The sequence below is a fragment of the Paracoccus sp. PARArs4 genome (assembly GCF_947311865.1).
GTDB lineage: Bacteria > Pseudomonadota > Alphaproteobacteria > Rhodobacterales > Rhodobacteraceae > Paracoccus > Paracoccus zeaxanthinifaciens.
This window is the reverse complement of sequence record NZ_CAMZMW010000019.1, coordinates 23,731-44,159: the sequence shown is the minus strand read 5'-3', so window position 1 is coordinate 44,159 and position 20,429 is coordinate 23,731. Positions and strand designations below refer to the sequence as shown.

The window sequence follows — 20,429 nt, the reverse complement described above, 5'->3', positions numbered from 1 at the left end:
CGAATATAGGCCCGTGATCGAAGGCACCACGGGCAACGACACCATGGGTGTCGGATATGCCGACCAGTTGAACAGCAATTCACCCGCGCCGGTGATCGACAACAGTGCGAACTATATCGACGGTCTGGAGGGCAACGACTCGATCAACGGCGGTGGTGGCAACGACACCATCTTCGGCGGGGCCGGTGCGGATACCGTCCGGGGTGATGACGGCAACGACGTGATCTATGGCGGGATCGGCAACGACTCGCTTGATGGCGGTGCGGGCAACGACACGATCTACGGCGGCGATGGCAACGATACGCTGTTCGGCGGTACCGGGACGAACACCGTGTTCGGCGGCGAGGGTGACGACTTCTGGATCGGTGGCCCCAGCACTAACGGTACAGCAGGTGTCGACAACGTGCAGCTGGAAGGCGGCAACGACACCGCCCAGCTTGGGTTCTTCCCACAGTTCGGGCCCACGGACACCATCGACGGCGGTGCGGGCATCGACACCATCGCGTTCGATTCGGCTGCGCTGAACACCGCGAACTACGGAATTACACTGAACGACTCTGGCGCTGCTACCCCCATCGGTGGGTGGCAAACCAACTTCCTCAACTTCGAGAACGTCCGCGGCAACGCCGGGACCAACGCCATCACCGGCAACTCTCAGGCGAACCTTCTGCAGGGCCTCGGCGGCAACGACACGCTGTCGGGCGGTGCGGGCAACGACACCATCGAGGGCGGCACCGGCAACGACACGATCGAGGGCGGCACCGGTGCCGACGTGCTGGACGGCGGCGCGGGCACCGACACGCTTACCTATGCGGGATCGACCGCGGGCGTGACCGTGAACATCGGGACCAACACCGCGTCGGGCGGCGATGCCCAGGGCGACACGATCAGCAATTTCGAGAACCTGACCGGCTCGGGCCTGAACGACAACCTGACGGGCAGCGCTGGCGCGAACGTCATTTCGGGCGGGCTGGGCAACGACACGATCAATGGCGGCGCGGGTGCCGACACACTGGATGGCGGCGCGGGAACCGATACGCTGTCCTATGCGGGATCGGCTGCGGGTGTCGCCGTCAACCTGGCGACCAACACTGCGTCGGGTGGCGACGCTCAGGGCGACACGATCAGCAACTTCGAGAACCTGACCGGTTCTTCGCAGAACGACACGCTGACCGGCAACGCGGCTGCGAACGCGCTGGATGGCGGCGCTGGCAACGACACGCTGTCGGGCGGTGACGGCAACGACACCCTGACGGGTGGCGACGGCAACGATTCGCTAGACGGCGGCGCAGGGAACGACACGCTTCTTGGCGGTGCCGGGAACGACACGCTGTTCGGTGGCACGGGGACGAATACCGTCTTCGGCGGCGAGGGTGACGACTTCTGGGTTGGCGGCCCCAGCACTGCGGGCACCGCAGGCGTCGACAACGTTCAGCTGGAAGGCGGCAACGATACCGCCGAGCTTGGGTTCTTCCCAGAGCTCGGGCCCATCGACACGATCGACGGTGGTGCAGGCATCGACACCATCGCGCTGGATTCTGCTGCCGTCAACTCTGCGGATATCGGGGTCACGCTGAACGATACCGGTCCGGCGACCGCGATCGGCGGGTGGCAGACCGACTTCCTCAACTTCGAGAACGTCCGCGGCAACGCCGGGACCAACGCCATCACCGGCAACTCCCAGGCGAACCTCCTGCAGGGTCTGGGCGGCAATGACACGCTGTCGGGCGGCGCGGGGAACGACACCATCGAGGGCGGTACCGGCGACGACATCGTCGAGGGTGGCACCGGTGCCGACGTGCTGGATGGCGGCGCGGGCACGGATACGCTGAGCTATGCGGGATCCGCCGCAGGCGTCACCGTGGACATCGCGAACAGCACCGCATCGGGTGGCGATGCGCAGGGCGACACGATCAGCAACTTCGAGAACCTGACAGGTTCGGCCCAGAACGACAGCCTGACGGGCAATTCGGGTGCGAACGTCATCTCGGGCGGTGCGGGCGACGACACCGTCAATGGCGGCGCGGGCGCGGACACGCTGGACGGCGGCGCGGGCACCGACACGCTGTCCTATGCCGGATCGGCGGCAGGCGTCACCGTCAACCTGGCGACCAACACCGCCACGGGCGGCGATGCGCAGGGCGATACGTTCAGCAACTTCGAGAACGTGACCGGCTCTTCGCAGGACGACACGCTGACCGGCAACGCTGCCGCGAACGTGCTGGATGGCGGCGCGGGGAACGATCTGCTGGACGGCGGAGCCGGGAACGACACCCTTCTTGGCGGTGCCGGGAACGACACGCTGCAGGGGGGCGCGGGCAACGACACGCTGACCGGTGGCGATGGCGCGGACACGTTCATCCTGGACGGCAGCTCGGCCGATGTCATCACCGACTTCAACGCCGACAACGCGGACGATGGCGATCCGACGAACAACGATTTCATCAACCTTGCGGCGTTCTACAACGAGGCCACCCTGGCCACCTGGAACGCGACGCCGGGCAATCCGCAATACAGCTCGGCGCTGCAATGGCTGCGTGCGGATATCGCGGACGGCGTGCTGGACAATGTGGGCGGCACCGTCCTGACCGGCGTCACGGGGGATCAGCTGGGGCTGGAGAATACCGGCGTCATCTGCTTCGCGGCGGGCACGCTGATCCGTACCGCCCGTGGCGAGGTCGAGGTCCAGGACCTGCGTGTCGGCGACCTGATCCAGACCAAGGACCGCGGGCTGCGTCCGCTGCAGTGGATCGGCGGCCGCAAGCTTGGGGCGACCGATCTGGCGGCCTTCGCGAACCTGCGTCCGATCCGCATCAAGGCCGGCGCGTTGGGCCAGAACGTCCCCGCGACGGATCTGGTCGTCTCGCCCCAGCACCGGATCCTCGTGCGGTCCAACATCGCCAAGCGGATGTTCGATGCGGATGAGGTGCTGGTCGCCGCCAAGCAGCTGCTGATGCTGGACGGCATCGACATCGCGACCGATCTGGCGGATGTGGAATATGTCCACTTCATGTTCGACCGCCACGAGATCGTGCTGGCGAATGGCGCGGAATCCGAAAGCCTCTATACCGGTGCGCAGGCGCTGAAGGCCGTGTCGCCCCAGGCCCGGCTGGAGATGCTGACCCTGTTCCCCGAACTGTTCGAGGAAGGCCGGGAAATGCCCCCTGCCCGCCAGCTGCTGTCCGGTCGCATGGGGCGCAAGCTGGCGATGCGTCACCTTAAGAACCAGAAGCCGCTGGTCCGCGCCTGAGGCCAATGAAAAGCCTGCACCGGCATCTGCCGGTGCAGGCATAAAGATCTGAAAGGCTGCGCGTCGAGGAACCGGCTCAGACGCCCCGCGCGGCCAGAACGGCCTCGGCCGAGGGGGTCGGCAGGTCGAAATAATCCAGCGTCCCGGCATAGCCGTTGCCACCCATCCGACCCAAGGCATCCAGCTTCGCATGATCCGAATAATGCGTCGCGGGGTCGATGATGTCCTCGCGGATATGGGCGCGCAGGATGCGGCCCAGGATGATCTCTCGCGATGCGCTGACGGCGATGCCCAGATACCGTTCGCATTCGAAGGCCACCGGGGCCTCGGCGATGCGGGGGCAGGCCACGCTGTCGCCCGGAACGGCGGTCAGGCCCGCCATCTCCAGCTCGTCCACGCCCGGCGCGAAGCCCGCGGCGGTGACGGCCATCGCCTCGACATTGGCGCGGTCCACGATGTTGACGGTGAAGCAATCCGTCATGCGGATGTTCTCGGCCGTGTCCTTCAGGCTCTTGTCGGGCTTGTTCTCGACGCCCAGTGCCAGGATGGGGGGATCGGCGGAGAGGCAGTTGAAGAAGCTGTAGGGCGCCGCATTCACCACACCGTCGGTCGAGATCGTCGTCACCCACGCGATCGGGCGCGGCACGATGGTCCCGATCATCACCTTGTAGGCCTCTCGCGCAGTCAGTTCCGCGAAATCGAAGGCGTGATAGCCGGTCTTCTGCGTCATGGGGCGAGTTCCGAGCCGTAGTGTGAGAGAATGGATTGGATACTATCCTGCGGGTTCACCAGCGCCGCACGATCCGCGACGGCGCCCAAGTGATGTTCCATGATCGCGATGGCGGCGGCGGCATCGCCGCTGCGGATCGCCTCGATGATCTGCGAATGTTCGTCCACTGCGCAATCCGATGAATGGCTGCGCGCATAGAGCGACAGGATGAGCGAGCAGCGCAGCACGACCTCGGCGACATAGCGTGCCAGCACCGGGTTGCCGGTCAGTTCGGCCAACAGGATGTGGAATTCGCCCGCGAGGCGGATCGCGGCGGGGCCGTCCTTGCCGCGCACGGCCTGTTCGTGCCGCACATGCGATTCCAGTCGGTCATAGCCGCTTTCGGGCATCCGTTTGCACAACAGGCGGATCACGTCGCTTTCCAGGCAGCGGCGCACCTCGAAGACGTTCTGCGCCTCGTCGCGCGTGGGTTCCGCGACGAAGGCACCGCGATTGCGCCGGGTCGCGATCAGCCCCTCGTGTTCCAGCCGCACGAAGGCGTGGCGCACGATGGTGCGGGACACGCCGAACTGTTCGCCCACCGTATCCTCGGGCAGGCGCATCCCGGGTTTCAGCGCCTGCTCGATGATCGCCTTCTTCAGCAGGTCGTGGACCGCGTCGGTCAGGGTCGTCTTGTTCTCGGTCATGTTCCGTTTGCCTGTCTGCTTTGCACAATCGCTAGCGCATACGATTGCATCCGTCAATCGGATACAATTTGCTTGCCACATCGCATCCGCTGTGTCACCCAAGATGCATCGTATCCAATTTTGTCGATTCCGTGATGCAATCCAGTTGGAAAGGGACCAGGACATGAAACTACGCCATCTCATGCTCGCCTCGGCGGCAGTTGTCGCGCTGACGGGCACCGCACAGGCCGAGAACGTGCTGAAATGGGGGGCGAACCGCGATATCGGATCGCTGGACCCCTATTCCTTCGGCGACAGCTTCACGATCAACGTGCTGAACCACGTCTATGAAGGGCTTGTCCGCTATGACCGCGACCTGAAGATCGAGCCCGCCCTTGCCGAAAGCTGGGAGATCCTGGACGACCAGATCACCTGGCGCTTCAAGCTGCGCCAGGGCGTGACCTTCCACAACGGAAACCCCTTCACCGCCGAGGATGTCGTCGCATCGCTGACCCGCGTCAGCCACGAGACCTCGCCGCTGAAGGGCAACCTGCCCGCCTATGTCAGCGCGGCGGTGGTGGACGACCATACCGTCGACATCACGCTGAACGGCACCTATCCGCTGCTGCTGAACGACCTGACCAACATCCACATCTTCGACGCCGAATGGCTGACCGAGAACGACGCCCTGCTGCCGACCGACGTGGGCGCGGGGACCGAAGGCTATGCCACCTACAACGCGAACGGCACCGGCCCCTTCATCGTCGAAAGCCGCCAGCCCGATGCCAGGACGGTCTTCGTGGCCAATCCCGACTGGTGGGACGAGGCGCAGCACAATCTCGACCGGATCGAGCTGACGCCCGTCAATTCGGCGGCCACCCGCGTCGCCGCCCTGCTGTCGGGCGAGATCGACTTCACCAACGACGCGCCCGTGCAGGATCTGCCGCGCCTCGAGGCCGCGCCCGAGGTCGAGGTGCTGGAAGGCGTCGATCTGCGCACCGTCATGATCGGCTTCCCCTTCCGCGAGACGCTGACCACCGGAGAGCCGAACCCCTTCCGCGACAAGGCCGTCCGCGAGGCGCTGTACCAGGCCATCGATCTGGACCTGATCCAGCAGAAGGTGATGCGCGGCAAGTCCCGCACCGCCGGGGCGACCGTCGCGCCGCAGATCCCCGGCTATGTCGAGGAACTGGACGCCCTGCCCGTCCACGATCCCGATGCCGCCAAGGCGATCCTGGCCGAGGCCGGCGTCCCCGAGGGGCTGGAGTTCGAGTTCAACTGCCTCAGCGACGGGCTGGTGAACGAGGAACAGTTCTGCCAGGCCATCGCCTCGATGTGGAGCCGCATCGGCCTTGCCCCCAAGCTGGATGTCGCCCCGCGCGCAGTGCAGTCGCCCAAGCGGACCAATGCCAAGACCGATGTCTACACGCTCGGCTGGGCGACGCTGCCGCTGCTGGACAGCTACTCGCCGCTTCTGCAGATCTTCCATTCGAAGGACGGCAATGCCGGGGTCTTCAACTGGGGCGGCTGGTCCTATCCCGAACTGGACGCGCTGGTCGACGAGGCGGGACAGGAGCTGGACGTCGAGGCGCGACTGGCGCTGCAGACGCAGGCGCTGCAGATCGTCAAGGACGAGGTCATCATGATCCCGCTGCACCAGCAGCCGATGGCCTGGGCCGTGACGCAGGACGTGGCCGAGATGCCGCTGTTCCCCGATGCCAAGCCGCGCCTGTGGTTCGCCCGCATGGGCGGGGAATCCTGACGCCCCTCGCCGGATCGCCCCCTGCGGGCGGTCCGGCACGCTGTCCACCCGATCGGAGCCTGCGATGCTAGCCTTCCTTCTCAAGCGTACCGCCAACGCGGTCTTTGTCATGCTGGCGGTGGCGCTGCTGGCCTTCGTCATCTTCCGCTTCTTCGGCGACCCGGTCGAGATGATGGTCAACGAGCAGGCCACCCTGCAGGACCGCATCGACCTGAGAGAGAGGCTGGGCCTGAACGACGGCTTCCTGACCCAGTACACCCGCTTCGTCACGAACGCGGTGCAGGGCGATTTCGGCATCTCGTACCGCAATCAGCAGGACGTGATGGTGCTGATCCAGGAACGCTTCCCGGCCACGCTGGAACTGGTGCTGGTGGCCACGCTGATCTCGTTGGTGGTGGGCATCCCGGCGGGCGTCGTCACGGCGATATATCGCGACAGCAAGCTTGCGAACATGCTGCAGCTTGGGTCGATCGTCGGGGTCTCGCTGCCCAGCTTCGTCGTGGGGATCATGCTGATCCTGGCCTTCTCGGTCACGCTTGGCTGGCTGCCCGCCTTCGGGCGCGGCGAGACGGTCGATATCGGCTGGTGGTCCACGGGTCTGCTGACGCCCTCGGGGCGGGCGGCGCTGCTTCTGCCTGCGATCTCGCTCTCGACCTTCCAGGTGACGCTGGTGATGCGGCTGGTCCGCGCCGAGATGCTGGAGACGCTGCGCGCCGACTATATCAAGTTCGCCCGCGCGCGGGGCGTGCCCGCCCGCCGGGTGCATTGGCGCCACGCGCTGCGCAACTGCCTGATGCCCGTCATCACCCTGACCGGCATGCAGATCGGCAACCTAATCGCCTTCGCGCTGGTGACCGAAACGGTCTTCCAGTGGCCCGGCATGGGGATGCTGTTCATCCAGGCCGTGACCTTCGTCGATCTGCCGGTGATGGCGGCGTACCTGCTGATCGTCTCGTTCATCTTCGTCGCCCTGAACACCCTTGTCGACATCACCTATGCCTGGGTCGATCCGCGCCTGCGCGACGACAGCGCACGCGGAAAAGGCTGAGCCCGGAGGCCCCGATGGAAAAGACCGTGACCCTTCCCGCCGATACCACCCCCGCCCCGGCCGCGCCCCTGCCCGGACGCCTGCAGCGGATGCGCGACAGCGACCTGTGGCATTCCTTCCGCGCGCACCCCTCGGCGGTCTTCGCGGCGATCCTGCTGGCGATCGTCGCCGCGACCGCCTTCCTTGCGCCGCTCATCACGCCGCAGAACCCCTACGACCTTGCCGCGCTGGAGCTGTGGAACTCGGAGATCCCGCCGATCTGGAACGCCGAAGGGCAGTGGCCCTATGTGCTGGGGACCGACACGCAGGGGCGCGACATCCTGTCGGCGGTTCTCTATGGCTCCCGCATCTCGCTGATCATCGGGTTCGCCTCGGTCATCGTGGCGCTGGCGATCGGGCTGACGCTCGGGCTGGTCGCGGGGTATTTCGGCGGCTGGGTGGACAACGTGATCATGCGCGTGGGCGACGTGCTGCTGTCCATGCCCTTCATCCTGATCGCGATCCTGATCACGGCCATCGCCACGGCATCGCTGCCGACGGGCCTCAAGGACGTGCTGGCGGCCCCCATCCTGATCATGGCGATCGCCGTGCCGTCCTGGGTGCAATACGCCCGCACCGTGCGCGCATCGGCCATGGTCGAGGCCCGCAAGGAATACGTGCAGGCCGCCAAGCTGATCCGCGTCCGCCCTTGGCGCATCATGCTGCACCACATCCTGCCGAACTGCCTGACGCCGATCATGGTGGCCGCCACGCTGAATTTCGGGCTGGCGATCCTGTCCGAGGCCACGCTGTCCTTCCTGGGCGTCGGCATGCCCCCCGATCAGCCCAGCCTGGGCACGCTGATCCGGATCGGCAACCAGTACCTGTTCTCCGGGCTGTGGTGGATCGTCGTGTTCCCGTCCATCCAGCTCTGCCTCATCGTCCTGTCGGTCAACATGATCGGGGACTGGCTGCGCGACGCGCTCAACCCCAAACTGCGGTGATCCAAGTGACCAGCAAGACCCTCAAGAACGTCCGCCCGATGGGTGGCCCCGTCACCGACCTGCATGTCGCGGAAGGCCGCTTCGTCGCGTCGGCGCCCGCCGATGCGCAGGTGATCGATTGCGGCGGCAGCATCCTGATCCCCGGCCTGGTCGAGGCGCATACCCACCTCGACAAGTCGCTGCTGGGCCTGCCCTGGTACCGCAACGAGGTCGGCCCCCGCCTGATCGACAAGATCGACAACGAGCGCGAGGTGAAGGTCTCGCTCGGGCTGGATCCGCGCATCCAGAGCGAACGCCACGCGATCCTGGCGATGTCTCATGGCTGCACGCATATCCGCAGCCATGTGGACGTGGACACCCATCACGGCCTGGCCGGGATCGAGGGCGTGATGGCCACGCGCGAGAAGCTGGCCGGGATGGTGGACATCCAGATCGTGGCCTTTCCGCAATCGGGCATGATGACCCGCCCCGGCACGGCCGAGCTGATGGACGAGGCGCTGGCCATGGGCGCGGACCTCGTGGGCGGGATCGACCCCTGCGGGATGGAGCACGACCCCAAGGGGCATCTGGATACCGTCTTCGACCTTGCCCAGAAGCACGGCAAGCCCATCGACATCCATCTGCATGAGCGCGACGCCCTGGGTTGGTTCTCGATGGAGGAGATCATCGACCGGACCGAGGCTGCGGGCATGCAGGGGCTCGTGTCGATATCCCATGCGTTCTGCCTGGGCGCGCCGGATCGCGCGCAGGTCGCCGCCCTGCAGGAGAGGCTGGCGCGGAACCGCATCCACATCCTGACCACCGCCCCCGCATCGGCCCCCGTCCCGGCGGTCAAGGAGCTGCATGCGATGGGCATCCTGACCGGCGCAGGCTGCGACGGGATCCGCGACACCTGGGGCCCCTATGGCAATTCCGACATGCTGGAAAAGGCCATGCAGATCGGCATGCGCAACAACCTGCGCCGCGACGACGAGGTCGAGCTGGCCCTGGACATCTGCACCCGCGGCGGGGCCGCGATCATGGGGGCCGAGGGCTATGGCCTGGAACCCGGCTGCCGCGCCGACTGCGTCCTGATCGGCGGAGAGACTCTGGCCGAGGGCGTCGTGACCCACACCCCGCGCAAGCTGGTCCTGAAGGGCGGCAACGTCATCGCCCGCGACGGCACCTGCGTGATCGAGGCACCCTGATGGCGGACCGCACGCTTCTGCAGGCCCGTTGGGTCATCGGCCACCGCGACGGGCGCCATGTCGTCCACGAGAACGCGCAGGTCGTGATCGAGGGCGACCGCGTCCTGCATGTCGGTCGCGGATTCGAGGGCGAGGTCGCCCGCCGCATCGACTATGGCCAGGCCGTGATCTCGCCCGGCTTCGTCGATCTGGACGCGCTGTCCGATCTCGACACGACGATCCTGGGCTTCGACAACTGGCCCGCATGGCGCAAGGGCCGCGTCTGGCCCGAAACCTATGTCGCGCGCGGCCCCTACGAGATGTATTCCCCCGACGAGCTGGCATTCCAGAAGCGCCACGCCTTCGCGCAACTGATCCGCAACGGCATCACGACCGCGCTGCCCATCGCCTCGCTGTTCTATCGCGAGTGGGCCGAGACGGTGGCCGAATTCGACGCGGCCGCCGGGGCCGCCGCCGATCTGGGGCTGCGCGTCTACCTGGGGCCGGCCTATCGCACGGGCGGGCAGGTAACGGATGACCAGGGCAATATCCGCGCCGTCTTCGACGAGGCGCGCGGCATGGCCGGCCTGTCGGATGCCGCCGAATTCGCCGCCCGCATCGACGGCGCGGCGGGCGGCCTGGTGCGCGCGATGTTCGCCCCCGACCGGATCGAGACCTGCACCGCCGACCTGCTGCGCCGCACCGCCGACATCGCCCACGAGATGGGCGCCCCGGTCCGCCAGCATTGCGCCCAGTCCCCGACCGAGCTGCGCCTGGTCCGCGAACAGCATGGCTGCGGCCCGATCGAGTGGCTGCACCGCATCGACGCGCTGCGCGGGAACTGGCTGCTGCCCCACGGCACACATGCGACGGACGCGGAGTTCGACCTGATCGCGGGTGCGGGCGCAACGCTGGTCCACTGCCCGCTGGTCGCCGCGCGGCATGGCGGATTGCTGGGCAGCTTCCCCTCGTGCCGCGCACAGGGGATCAATATCGGGCTGGGCACCGACACCCACCCCGCCGACATGATCCTGAACATGCAGATCGGCATGATGACCGCCCGCATCGCGGCAGGTGGCACCGCGATCAGGTCCGAGGAGATGTTCGACGCCGCAACGCTTGGTGGCGCGCGAGCATTGGGCCGCGACGATCTGGGCCGGATCGAGCCGGGCGCGAAGGCCGATATCGCGGTCATCGACCTGCGCGGTGCGCTGTGCACCCCCGATCCGGTGCAGACGCTGATGACCTCGGGGTCCGGCCGGGACGTGCGGGACGTCTTCATCGACGGTCGCCACGTGATGGCGGGCGGCGTCATCCCCGGCATCGACGCCCGTGCCGACGCGGCCCGTGCCCAGGCGCAGTTCGACGGGCTGATCGCCCGCTATCCCGACCGGACGGTCGGCCACCCGCCGGTCGGCGAAATCTTCACCCCCAGCTACGAGAGGGTCGCCCCATGAGCGATGTCGTCCTGGACGTGCGGAACCTGCGCGTCGAATTTCCAACCCGCAAGGGCGTGCTGACCGCGGTCGACGACATCTCGTTGCAGATCCGCCGGGGAGAGATCCTGGGAATGGTCGGGGAATCCGGCGCGGGCAAGTCGATGACCGGCATGTCGATCCTGGGCCTGCTGGAACCGCCGGGCCGCATCGCCGCGGGCAGCATCCACCTGTCGGGCGACCGGATCGACGACCTCGACGACCGCGCGATGCAATCCGTGCGCGGTCGCCGCATCGGCGCGATCTTCCAGGACCCGCTGACCTCGTTGAACCCGCTGTTCCGCGTGGGCGACCAGCTGGTCGAGACGATCCGCCTGCATACCGACCTGGACCGGAACCAGGCCCGCGAACGCGCCAAGGACCTGATGCGCGAGGTGGGCATCCCGGCGGTCGAGGAACGGATCGACAGCTATCCGCACCAGTTCTCGGGGGGGATGCGGCAGCGCATCGTGATCGCGCTGGCGCTGTGCGCGGAACCCGAACTGATCGTCGCGGACGAGCCGACGACCGCGCTGGACGTGTCGATCCAGGCCCAGATCACCGCGCTGCTGAAGCGCCTCTGCCGCGAGCGCGGGACTGCGGTGATGCTGGTCACGCACGACATGGGCGTGATCGCGGAAACCGCCGATCGCGTGGCGGTCATGTATGCGGGCCGCCTGGCCGAGATCGGCAGCGTCGAGGATGTCGTGCGCCGCCCCAGCCATCCCTATACCGCGGGGCTGATGGGCTCGATCCCGTCGCTGCGCAAGGATGTCGAGGAATTGCAGATGATCCCCGGCGCGATGCCGCGCCTGAACGCGATCCCGCAGGGCTGCGCCTTCAACCCGCGCTGCGCCCATGCCGGCCCCCGCTGCCGCGCCGAGGTCCCGCGCATTCCGGCCGGGGCCTCCACCGGCGCCGCCTGCTGGCTGCCCCGCACCGGCACTGTCGATCACGGAGAAGCCGCATGAACATCCGCCCGAACGCCATCCTCGAGGTGGACGCCCTCGAACGCCGCTTCGACGTGTCGGCCCCCTGGCTGAACCGCATGATCGAGCGCAAGCCCCGCCGGACGCTGCATGCCGTGGACGGGGTGGATTTCATCATCCAGCGCGGCCAGACCCTTGCCCTGGTGGGCGAGAGCGGCTGCGGCAAGAGCACCATCGCCAAGCTGGTCACCGGCCTTCACGCGCCGTCGGGCGGCAGCATCCGGTTTCACGGCGACCGCGACCGGCTGCAGATGATCTTCCAGGACCCCTTCGCCAGCCTCAACCCGCGCTGGCGCGTGGGCCGCATCATCGCCGAGCCGCTACGCACCCTGCGCCCCGCCACGCCAGATGCGGCCGTCAACGCCCGCGTGGACGAGCTGCTGCAGATCGTGGGGCTTTCGGCAGCGGACGGGTCGAAATTCCCGCATGAATTCTCGGGCGGGCAGCGTCAGCGCATCTCGATCGCGCGGGCCCTGGCGGGCGAGCCCGAATTCCTCGTCTGCGACGAGCCGACCTCGGCGCTGGACGTGTCGGTGCAGGCGCAGGTGCTGAACCTGATGAAGCGGCTGCAGAAGGAGATGGGCCTGACCTATCTGTTCATCAGCCACGATCTCAGCGTGGTGCGGCACATGGCCGATGTCATCGCGGTCATGTATCTGGGCCGCATCGTCGAGATCCAGCCGACCGCCGACCTGTTCGCGCGCCCGCTGCACCCCTATACGCGGCTGCTGCTGGACACGATCCCGGATCTGGAGGCCCCCAAGCGCGACCGCACCGCCATGGGCGGAGAGGTCCCCTCGCCCGTGTCGCCCCCCTCCGGTTGCAGCTTCCATCCGCGCTGTCCGCTGGCCTTCGACCGCTGCCGCACCGAACGCCCCACGCGCCGCGCCGAGGTGCTGGACCGCCGCGTCGCGTGTTTTGCCGCCGAAAGGAACGCCGCCGATGCACCCTGAGCGATGCGGGCGGCAGGCACGATGATGCGGCTTCTGTTCCTGAACCCGAACTCGACCCAGGCCATGACCGACAGCATGGTCGAGGTCGCCCGCAACGCCCTGCCCGGCACCGAGCTGCTGGGCTGGACGAACCATGACGGCCCGGCCGCGATCCAGGGCCCCGAGGATGGCGCCGCCGCTGTCGCGGGCCTGATGGCGCTGCTGCCCAAGGCGCAGGCCGCCGCAGTCGATGCCATCGTCATCGGCTGCTTCGACGATACCGGTCTGGACCGCCTGCGCGATGCGGCGCATTGCCCGGTCATCGGTATCGGTCAGGCCGCGATGGCGCTGGCCGCGCTGCATGGCGGGCGCTTCGGGATCGTGACGACGCTGGACGTGTCGGTCCCCGTGATCCGGGCCAATGTCGCGGCCTATGGCCACGCGGATGCTTGCATGGGCGTCGTCGCATCCGGGATCCCCGTGCTGGAGGTCGAGAAGGGCGGCCCGCAGGTCCGCGATCGCCTGTCGCGCGTGATCGCGGACACGGCGCGGGGCGGCGCGCGCGCCATCGTGCTGGGCTGCGCGGGCATGTCGGCCCTGCGCCCGGAACTGGGCCGCGACACCGATGCGGTGCTGGTCGACGGGGTCGTCGCCGCCGCGCATCTTGCGCAGGTGATGGCCCTGACAATCAGGGACTGAGCGGCACCACCTGCAGCCCCAGCCCACCTGCCGCGCCCCGCAGGATCGCGGCCAGTTCGCGCGACAGCGTCGCGGACCGGTCCTTGGGCAGCATCAGGCTGATCGTCCGGTCCGCACCCGGCATGGCCAGCGGCATGACGCGAACCTCGGTCCGGTGGACGCCCTGGCGTCGCGCAAACAGGTCCGGCAGGATGCCGATGCCCGCGCCGGTCGCGGCCATCAGCACGATGGAATCGAGGCTCGTGCCCTCGTAATCGTCCGACACCATCGCGCCGCTGGCGCCCGCAAGGCCATAGACGATGCGCGCCAGCCTGTGCCCGGTATCCAGCGTCAGCAGCCGCTGTCCGGCGAGGTCGGGCGCGGTCACCCGTCCCCTGTCTGCCAGCGGATGGTTCGGGGCCACCGCAACCCACAGCGGTTCCACGAACAGCGGGTACTGGAAGGTGTTTGGGTGATCCTCGGGGGTCGAGATGATCGCGTCGAAGCGGCCATTGCGGACCCCCTCGTCCAGGCTGAGCGTGTTTTCCTCGCGCACGATCACGCGCAGGTCGGGCTGGTCGTCATGCAGCGCCTTCATCGCCTGCGGCAGCAGGTACGGCCCGATCGAGGGCAGCACCCCCAGCCGCAGACGCCCGCCGAAGGGCAGGTCCGACAGCATCGTGGCACGCAGGGCCGCGACCTCGGACAGGATGCGGCGGGCGCGGGTCACGAATTCCAGGCCCCGCGCGGTGGCCTGCGCGCCGCTGCGGCCCCGCTCGAACAGGCGTACGCCCAGATCGGTCTCGACCGCGGCGATCTGGTTCGACAGGCTGGGCTGGCTGACATGCAGCATCTCGGCTGCAAGGCCGAAGCTGCCCAGCTGATGGACCGTCACGACATATTCCATCTGGCGAAGGGTCGGGCGCATTCATATCCCCAAGTTATAGAACGGCGCATTGATTTGTATTTAAGCTATGTCACGAAACCGGGCAACAGGCGCGAAACCCCCTCGTGCAAGGTCCGAAAACGATGCAGATCCTCGACAGCCTGATCGGCAACCTGATGGTGCCCACGATCCTGTTCTTCGCCCTCGGCCTGCTGGCCGCCTTCGTCCGCAGCGACCTGTCCATCCCCGAGGGCGCGGCCAAGTTCATGTCGCTGTACCTGCTGCTGGCCATCGGCTTCAAGGGCGGCAACAGCCTGGCGAAGAACGGGCTGGACGCCGAACTGTTCACCGCGATCGCGGCGGGCCTAGTCCTGTCATTCGCGATCCCGTTCATCGCCTATGGCCTGCTGCGCGGCATGACGCGGCTGGACCCGCTGAACGCCGCCGCGGTGGCGGGGCATTACGGGTCGATCTCGATCGTGACCTTCGTGGCGGCATCCAGCCTGCTGGACCTGACGGGCATCGCCTCGGACGGCTACATGGTCGCCGTCGCCGCGACGATGGAGGTGCCCGCCATCCTGTCCGCGCTGTGGATCGCGCAGCGCTTCGGTTACGAAGGCGGCGCAAGGCGCGTCCCCGCGCGAGAGCTGTTCGCCAACGGATCCATCGTGCTGCTGACCGGCGCCTTCGTCATCGGTGCGCTGACGCAGGACAAGGGCATGCAGATGATCGCGCCCTTCGTCGTCACACCTTTCACCGGGATCCTGTGCCTGTTCCTGCTGGACATGGGCCTGTCGGCGGGGCGCAGCCTGCTGCGCAACCGGCATCTGCTGTGCGCCGGGCTGTTCGCCTTCGGGCTGGTCATGCCGGTGATCGGGGCGCTTCTGGCGATGGGCCTGGGCAGCGCCATCGGGTTGCAGACGGGCAGCCTGTTCCTGCTGATGGTCCTGTCGGCATCGGCATCCTACATCGCGGTCCCGGCGGCGATGAAGGTCGCCCTGCCCCGCGCCGAGGCCGGCATCTATCTGACGCTGTCGCTTGGGGTGACGTTCCCCTTCAACATCACGGTCGGGCTGCCGCTGTACCTGTGGCTGGCGGGGCTGGTCTGACCCGCCAGCCATTTGGCGGGTTGCACGCGGCGTGCGCCCGCGTATATGTTATAGTATAACGTAACTACAAGGTCCGACCATGCCTGCCATCGACACGCGCCTGCCCGTCACCGTCCTCTCGGGGTTCCTCGGGGCGGGCAAGACGACGCTGCTGAACCGCGTCCTCAACAACCGCGAAGGCCGCCGCGTGGCGGTCATCGTGAACGACATGTCCGAGGTGAACATCGACGCCGACCTCGTCCGCGACGGCGGTGGAAATCTCAGCCAGACGGACGAGACCCTGGTCGAGATGACGAACGGCTGCATCTGCTGCACGCTGCGCGACGACCTGCTGCAGGAGGTCCGCAAGCTGGCCGAAGAAGGACGCTTCGATTACCTGCTGATCGAATCCACCGGCGTCTCCGAACCGCTGCCGGTCGCCGCGACCTTCGATTTCCGCGACGAGGACGGCCACAGCCTGTCCGATGTGTCGCGTCTGGACACGATGGTGACGGTGGTCGATGCGGTGAACCTGCTCAACGACTTCTCCAGCCACGACTTCCTGCATGACCGGGGCGAGGTCGCGGGCGAGGGGGACGAGCGCACGCTGGTCCACCTGCTGACCGACCAGATCGAATTCGCGGACGTGATCGTGCTGAACAAGGTCACCGATGCCGGTCCCGAACGCACCGATGCCGCCCGCAAGATCATCCGCGCGTTGAACGCCGATGCCCGCATCATCGAGACCGACCGCTCCGAGGTTCGCCCCGCAGACATCCTCGATACGGGGCTGTTCGACTTCGACCGCGCGCATGAACATCCGATGTGGGCCAAGGAGCTTTACGGCTTTGCCGACCACACCCCCGAGACCGAGGAATACGGCGTCGCGTCCTTCGTCTATCGTGCAAGGCAGCCCTTCGATCCGGCAAAGGTTCACGCGCTGCTGAACGGCCGCCTGCCCGGCGTTATCCGCGCCAAGGGGCATTTCTGGATCGCCACGCGCCCGGACTGGCTGGCCGAATTCTCGCTTGCCGGTGCGCTGTCCTCGATCACGCCGCTTGGGCAGTGGTGGGCCTCGGTCCCCGAGGAACGCCGTCCGACCGGCGACGGTGCGCGCGAATATTTCGCCCGCCACTGGATCGAGCCGTGGGGCGACCGGCGGCAAGAGATCGTCTTCATCGGGACGGGTATCGACTGGCCCGCGCTGAAGGCCCGCCTGGATCAGGCCCTTGTGCCCGAGCACCTGGCCCCCGGCCCGGACGCGCTGCCACGGTTGCCCGATCCGTTCCCGGCATGGGGCATGGCCGCGGCATGACGGTGCATGCAGCCCCCATGCCCGGCGTGGCCATCGTGGCCGAGGCGGATGGCATCGCGCGCATCGCGGCGAACGATACCGCGGCGCTGATCTGGCTGCGCGACCGTCCGGCCCCGTTCCGCGACTGGATCGAGGGGCTGGACCCCGCGCAGCTGCCCCGCGCCCGCATGCTGGTCCGGCCCGAGGGCGCCCGCGCGGCGGTGACCGCGGCCTGCGATGCCGCGCTGACGCCCGATGGCCCCGAGCGCCGCTGGCTGATCGACGACATCGCGGAATGCGCGCGGGTCTTCGGCGCGACGATGGGCACGGCCTGGCTGCGGCTGCGGCTGGACGTGATCGCGACCGATGCCTGCCGCCGGTTCCACGCGGACCGGGTGACCGCACGGTTGGTCTGCACCTATCGCGGGACGGGAACGCAATACGGGCTGGCGGACGGGGACGAGCCGCAACACGTCGCGACGGTCCCCGCAGGCTCGCCCTTCGTGATGCGGGGAACGCTGTGGCCGCCCCTGCCCGATCGCGGGCTTCGCCACCGCTCTCCTTCGATCCAGGGCAGCGGCGAGACGCGCCTGCTGCTGGTGCTGGATCCCGTCACCGACCCCGAAGCCGAGGGCTGAGCCGTTCAGGCGAAGTTGCGGTCGTCGGCAGCGGCGATCGCAAGCCCCGTCGCCACCGCGTCGAACACCTCGCTGAAGGAATGCTCGGCGTCGGGGAACAGGTCCCGCATCGTATCCGGCACGAAGGACATCAGGCTGGACCCGCCGACATAGACGACCTTGCCGATACCCGACGCACGAAGCCCCGCGCGGGCCAGCGTCTCCTCGGCGCCGGTCCGCAGGGCGTCGGAATGGGCGGCAAGGCTCGCGGCCATGTCGGCGCGGCTGAGCGGCAGGCTCAGCGCGCGCTCGATCTCGGACAGGTCGATCCGGGGGGCGTCGGCACCGTCATTCGCGGCGATCTTGCCCGCCTCGACCGCGAAGGCCACGTCGTGGCCCAGCTCGTCCTCGATGACGGTGTGCAGGCGCGACAGGTGGTCGGGGCGATGCGCCAGTCGCAGCATCTCGTCCACGCGGCGCAGGGTCTGGGGGGTATAGAGGAAGGGGATCTTCTCCCACGTGGAAAGGTCGTTGAAGATGGCGTTCGGGACCGGCGACTGCCCCTCGCCCATGGCCAGCCGCAGCTGACCGCCACGCCCAAGCGCGGGCATCACGTGGTCGATGCTGATCGAGCGGTCGAAATCCGTGCCCCCGATCCGCACGCCGTGATTGGCAAGAATGCGGATGTCGCGCCCCTGTCCGCGAAAGACCGAGAAATCGGACGTGCCGCCCCCGATATCGACGATCAGCCCGGCCATCTTCGCATCGCGCAGCCCCCCGCTGGCGATCGCCGCGGCCTCGGGTTCGGCCATGAAGCGCACATCCTGGAAGCCCGCCGCAAGGTAGCATTCGCGCAGATCGGCCTCGGCCTGCGCCTCTCGGGGGTCACCTTGGCCGTGAAAGACGACGGGGCGGCCCGACAGCACGCGGTCGAAGGGACGGCCCGCCTCGGCCTCGGCCTGTTCCCTGATGCGGGTCAGGATGCGGGCGATGATATCCACGAAGCTGACGCGCTCGCCCAGGATCTGGCGCTTCTCGTGCATCAGGCTGGTGCCCAGCACGCGTTTCAGCGCGCGCATGAAGCGGCCCTCCTGCCCCTCCAGCAGGGCGCGGTTGGCGGCCTCGCCCATCAGGGTCCGCCGCGACGCGCGGTCGAAGAAGAAGGTGGTGGGCATCGCCTCGCGGTCCTTCTCCAGCCGGATCAGCCGGGGCGTGCCGTCGTGCAGGAAGCCCGCCGCCGAATTCGAGGTGCCGAAATCCACACCCAGCCCAAGATCCGCCATGCCCGTCATCCTTGTCCCGCGAGAGGGATCGCGCACTACGCCCCACCCCGCGCGAAGTCAAGCGCGACGCTTTCGCATTGACCCCGTCCGGTGTGACAGGCACCAATCCGCCCGAGGATCGCGCAAGACGGACCGCGCGAGGGGGGCAGACCATGATCACCGACATTCCCGACGCGCGCAGCGCGAACGTCACCGGCGCGCTGTGGATGATCGCCGCGATGGCGGGCTTCGCGGTCGAGGATGCCTTCGTCAAGGGTGCCGCGCAGGTCCTGCCGGTCGGGCAGATCCTGATCATGTTCGGGCTTGGCGGCGCCGCGATCTTCGCCATCGTCGCGCGCCTCAACCACGAGCCGCTGTTCACGCCGGACGTGCTGGCACCCGCGATGCGCTTCCGCATGGTCTCCGAGGTGGTCGCCCGCCTGTTCTTCGTGCTGGCGCTGGCGACGATCCCGCTGTCGGTGGCCACCGTGATCCTGCAGGCGACGCCGCTGGTCGTCGTCGCGGGCGCGGCCATGATATTCGGCGAGCGCGTGGGCTGGCGCAGGTGGGTCGCGATCCTGATCGGGATGGCGGGCGTCCTAGTGATCGTGCAGCCGGGGGCGGACAGCTTCTCGGCGCTGTCGCTGCTGGCGGTGGTGGGGATGCTGGGCTTTGCCGGGCGCGACCTTGCCAGCCGCGCGGCGCCGCGCACGGTCGGAACCTCGATCCTCGGGCTCTATGGTTTCCTGTCGGTGGTCGTCGCGGGCACGCTGATCGCGGTCTGGCAAGGCGATGCCCTGCCCCGCCCCGACCTGCGATCTGCGCTGTTCGTGGCGGGTGCTGTCATGGCGGGGGTCTGCGCCTATTCCTGCCTGATGAAGGCGATGCGCACGGGCGAGGTGTCGGCCGTCACGCCCTTCCGCTACTGCCGCCTGCTGTTCGGCATCGGCTTCGGCATCGCCATTTTTGGCGAGGAGTTGCGCCCCTCGATGCTGCTCGGGTCGGTGCTGATCCTGGCATCGGGCCTGTTCATCATGTGGCGGGGCAGGCAGGTCGGCGCGGCGGCACCGGCGGTCAGGGCACCCCGTCGATGATGCGGCGCAGCGCGCTTTGCAGGGGTGCCGCATCCGGCCCCAGGTCGCGCAGCAGCCGCGCCTGAAAATCATCCGCGATCCGGCCGAGGCGCCGCATCAGCGCCTTTCCTTCCGGCGTCAGTTCCAGCACCACCAACCTGCGGTCGGTCTCGTGCGGCTGGCTGGAGATCAGGCCGCCCCCCTCCAGCTTCGAGGCCGCACGGCTGACGATGCTCTTGTCCAGATGCACGCGGGCGGTGATGTCGCGCACGCTGACCGGACCCGAGCGGTGCAGATGCGCCATGACCCGCCATTCGGGAATCGTCAGCCCGGCCTCGGCGCGATAGATCTCGGCAAAGCTGCGGCTGATCTTCGCCGCCGCCACGCTCAGTTGATAGGGCAGGAATTCGTCGAGGTCGAAGGACATGCGCATCTCGGGCCGTTGGTGATCGCCGCAGCCTAGCACCGCCCGCGCCGCTTGACATCATTGCATCCTCAACGATATTTTCATTGCAATCGCAACGAAACGGT

At 67.8% G+C, this 20,429-nt stretch carries 18 protein-coding genes; 13 read left to right on the top strand and 5 right to left on the bottom strand.

Going from position 1 to position 20,429, the window contains the following annotated elements:
- The first annotated feature begins 13 nt into the window (after positions 1-13).
- Positions 14-3,250 (top strand): Hint domain-containing protein, encoded by a 3,237-nt coding sequence (locus QMZ16_RS14210; protein ID WP_282603709.1) that lies wholly within the window; start codon positions 14-16, stop codon positions 3,248-3,250.
- A gap of 76 nt (positions 3,251-3,326) precedes the next feature.
- On the opposite strand, the gene QMZ16_RS14205 is transcribed toward QMZ16_RS14210, so the two are convergent.
- Both QMZ16_RS14205 and QMZ16_RS14200 read right to left on the bottom strand, forming a co-directional pair.
- Positions 3,327-3,980 (bottom strand): flavin reductase family protein, encoded by a 654-nt coding sequence (locus QMZ16_RS14205; protein WP_282603708.1) that lies wholly within the window; start codon positions 3,978-3,980, stop codon positions 3,327-3,329.
- A complete protein-coding gene (locus QMZ16_RS14200) occupies positions 3,977-4,666 on the bottom strand; it encodes a GntR family transcriptional regulator (protein WP_282603707.1) in 690 nt (229 codons plus the stop codon). Before QMZ16_RS14200 ends, QMZ16_RS14205 begins: the two co-directional genes overlap by 4 nt.
- Before the next feature lie 163 nt (positions 4,667-4,829).
- Here QMZ16_RS14200 and QMZ16_RS14195 point away from each other — a divergent pair, with 163 nt between their 5' ends.
- The 8 genes from QMZ16_RS14195 (at position 4,830) to QMZ16_RS14160 (ending at position 13,699) form a co-directional block, all read left to right on the top strand.
- Positions 4,830-6,407, top strand: coding sequence for an ABC transporter substrate-binding protein (locus QMZ16_RS14195; RefSeq protein WP_282603706.1), 1,578 nt, complete (start codon positions 4,830-4,832; stop codon positions 6,405-6,407).
- Between the two features lie 64 nt (positions 6,408-6,471).
- Positions 6,472-7,455: an ABC transporter permease gene (locus tag QMZ16_RS14190; protein WP_022708336.1), complete on the top strand. Its 984-nt coding sequence runs from the start codon at positions 6,472-6,474 to the stop codon at positions 7,453-7,455.
- A gap of 14 nt (positions 7,456-7,469) precedes the next feature.
- Complete coding sequence (locus QMZ16_RS14185; RefSeq protein ID WP_022708335.1) at positions 7,470-8,438, top strand: ABC transporter permease; 969 nt, start codon at positions 7,470-7,472, stop codon at positions 8,436-8,438.
- 5 nt (positions 8,439-8,443) lie between these two features.
- Entirely contained in the window at positions 8,444-9,625 is a 1,182-nt protein-coding gene (locus QMZ16_RS14180; protein ID WP_282603705.1) for an amidohydrolase family protein, read from the top strand.
- Positions 9,625-11,061, top strand: coding sequence for a chlorohydrolase family protein (locus tag QMZ16_RS14175; RefSeq protein WP_282603704.1), 1,437 nt, complete (start codon positions 9,625-9,627; stop codon positions 11,059-11,061). The genes QMZ16_RS14180 and QMZ16_RS14175 overlap by 1 nt, the downstream gene beginning before the upstream one ends.
- Positions 11,058-12,050, top strand: coding sequence for an ABC transporter ATP-binding protein (locus tag QMZ16_RS14170; protein WP_022708332.1), 993 nt, complete (start codon positions 11,058-11,060; stop codon positions 12,048-12,050). Before QMZ16_RS14175 ends, QMZ16_RS14170 begins: the two co-directional genes overlap by 4 nt.
- Positions 12,047-13,021: an oligopeptide/dipeptide ABC transporter ATP-binding protein gene (locus QMZ16_RS14165; RefSeq protein WP_282603703.1), complete on the top strand. Its 975-nt coding sequence runs from the start codon at positions 12,047-12,049 to the stop codon at positions 13,019-13,021. Before QMZ16_RS14170 ends, QMZ16_RS14165 begins: the two co-directional genes overlap by 4 nt.
- A gap of 24 nt (positions 13,022-13,045) precedes the next feature.
- A complete protein-coding gene (locus tag QMZ16_RS14160) occupies positions 13,046-13,699 on the top strand; it encodes an aspartate/glutamate racemase family protein (RefSeq protein ID WP_282603702.1) in 654 nt (217 codons plus the stop codon).
- Here the strand turns inward: QMZ16_RS14160 and QMZ16_RS14155 are convergent.
- Positions 13,689-14,606 carry a hydrogen peroxide-inducible genes activator gene (locus QMZ16_RS14155; protein WP_282603701.1) on the bottom strand — a complete coding sequence of 306 codons (918 nt, stop codon included), beginning with the start codon at positions 14,604-14,606 and terminating at the stop codon, positions 13,689-13,691. The genes QMZ16_RS14160 and QMZ16_RS14155 overlap by 11 nt on opposite strands.
- Positions 14,607-14,707: 101 nt before the next feature.
- On the opposite strand from QMZ16_RS14155, the gene QMZ16_RS14150 reads away from it, so the two are divergent.
- The 3 genes from QMZ16_RS14150 (at position 14,708) to QMZ16_RS14140 (ending at position 17,584) form a co-directional block, all read left to right on the top strand.
- Positions 14,708-15,673, top strand: coding sequence for a sodium-dependent bicarbonate transport family permease (locus QMZ16_RS14150; RefSeq protein WP_282603700.1), 966 nt, complete (start codon positions 14,708-14,710; stop codon positions 15,671-15,673).
- Between the two features lie 79 nt (positions 15,674-15,752).
- The gene (locus tag QMZ16_RS14145; protein WP_282603699.1) at positions 15,753-16,967 is read left to right on the top strand and encodes a GTP-binding protein; all 1,215 of its coding nucleotides are present in this window, start codon (positions 15,753-15,755) and stop codon (positions 16,965-16,967) included.
- On the top strand, positions 16,964-17,584 hold the full coding sequence (locus QMZ16_RS14140; RefSeq protein ID WP_282603698.1) for a DUF1826 domain-containing protein: 621 nt from the start codon (positions 16,964-16,966) through the stop codon (positions 17,582-17,584). Before QMZ16_RS14145 ends, QMZ16_RS14140 begins: the two co-directional genes overlap by 4 nt.
- Before the next feature lie 5 nt (positions 17,585-17,589).
- On the opposite strand, the gene QMZ16_RS14135 is transcribed toward QMZ16_RS14140, so the two are convergent.
- On the bottom strand, positions 17,590-18,846 hold the full coding sequence (locus QMZ16_RS14135; RefSeq protein ID WP_282603697.1) for an Hsp70 family protein: 1,257 nt from the start codon (positions 18,844-18,846) through the stop codon (positions 17,590-17,592).
- 152 nt (positions 18,847-18,998) lie between these two features.
- Here QMZ16_RS14135 and QMZ16_RS14130 point away from each other — a divergent pair, with 152 nt between their 5' ends.
- Complete coding sequence (locus tag QMZ16_RS14130; RefSeq protein WP_282603696.1) at positions 18,999-19,919, top strand: DMT family transporter; 921 nt, start codon at positions 18,999-19,001, stop codon at positions 19,917-19,919.
- On the opposite strand, the gene QMZ16_RS14125 is transcribed toward QMZ16_RS14130, so the two are convergent.
- On the bottom strand, positions 19,900-20,331 hold the full coding sequence (locus QMZ16_RS14125; protein ID WP_282603695.1) for a MarR family winged helix-turn-helix transcriptional regulator: 432 nt from the start codon (positions 20,329-20,331) through the stop codon (positions 19,900-19,902). The genes QMZ16_RS14130 and QMZ16_RS14125 overlap by 20 nt on opposite strands.
- Positions 20,332-20,429 lie beyond the last annotated feature (98 nt).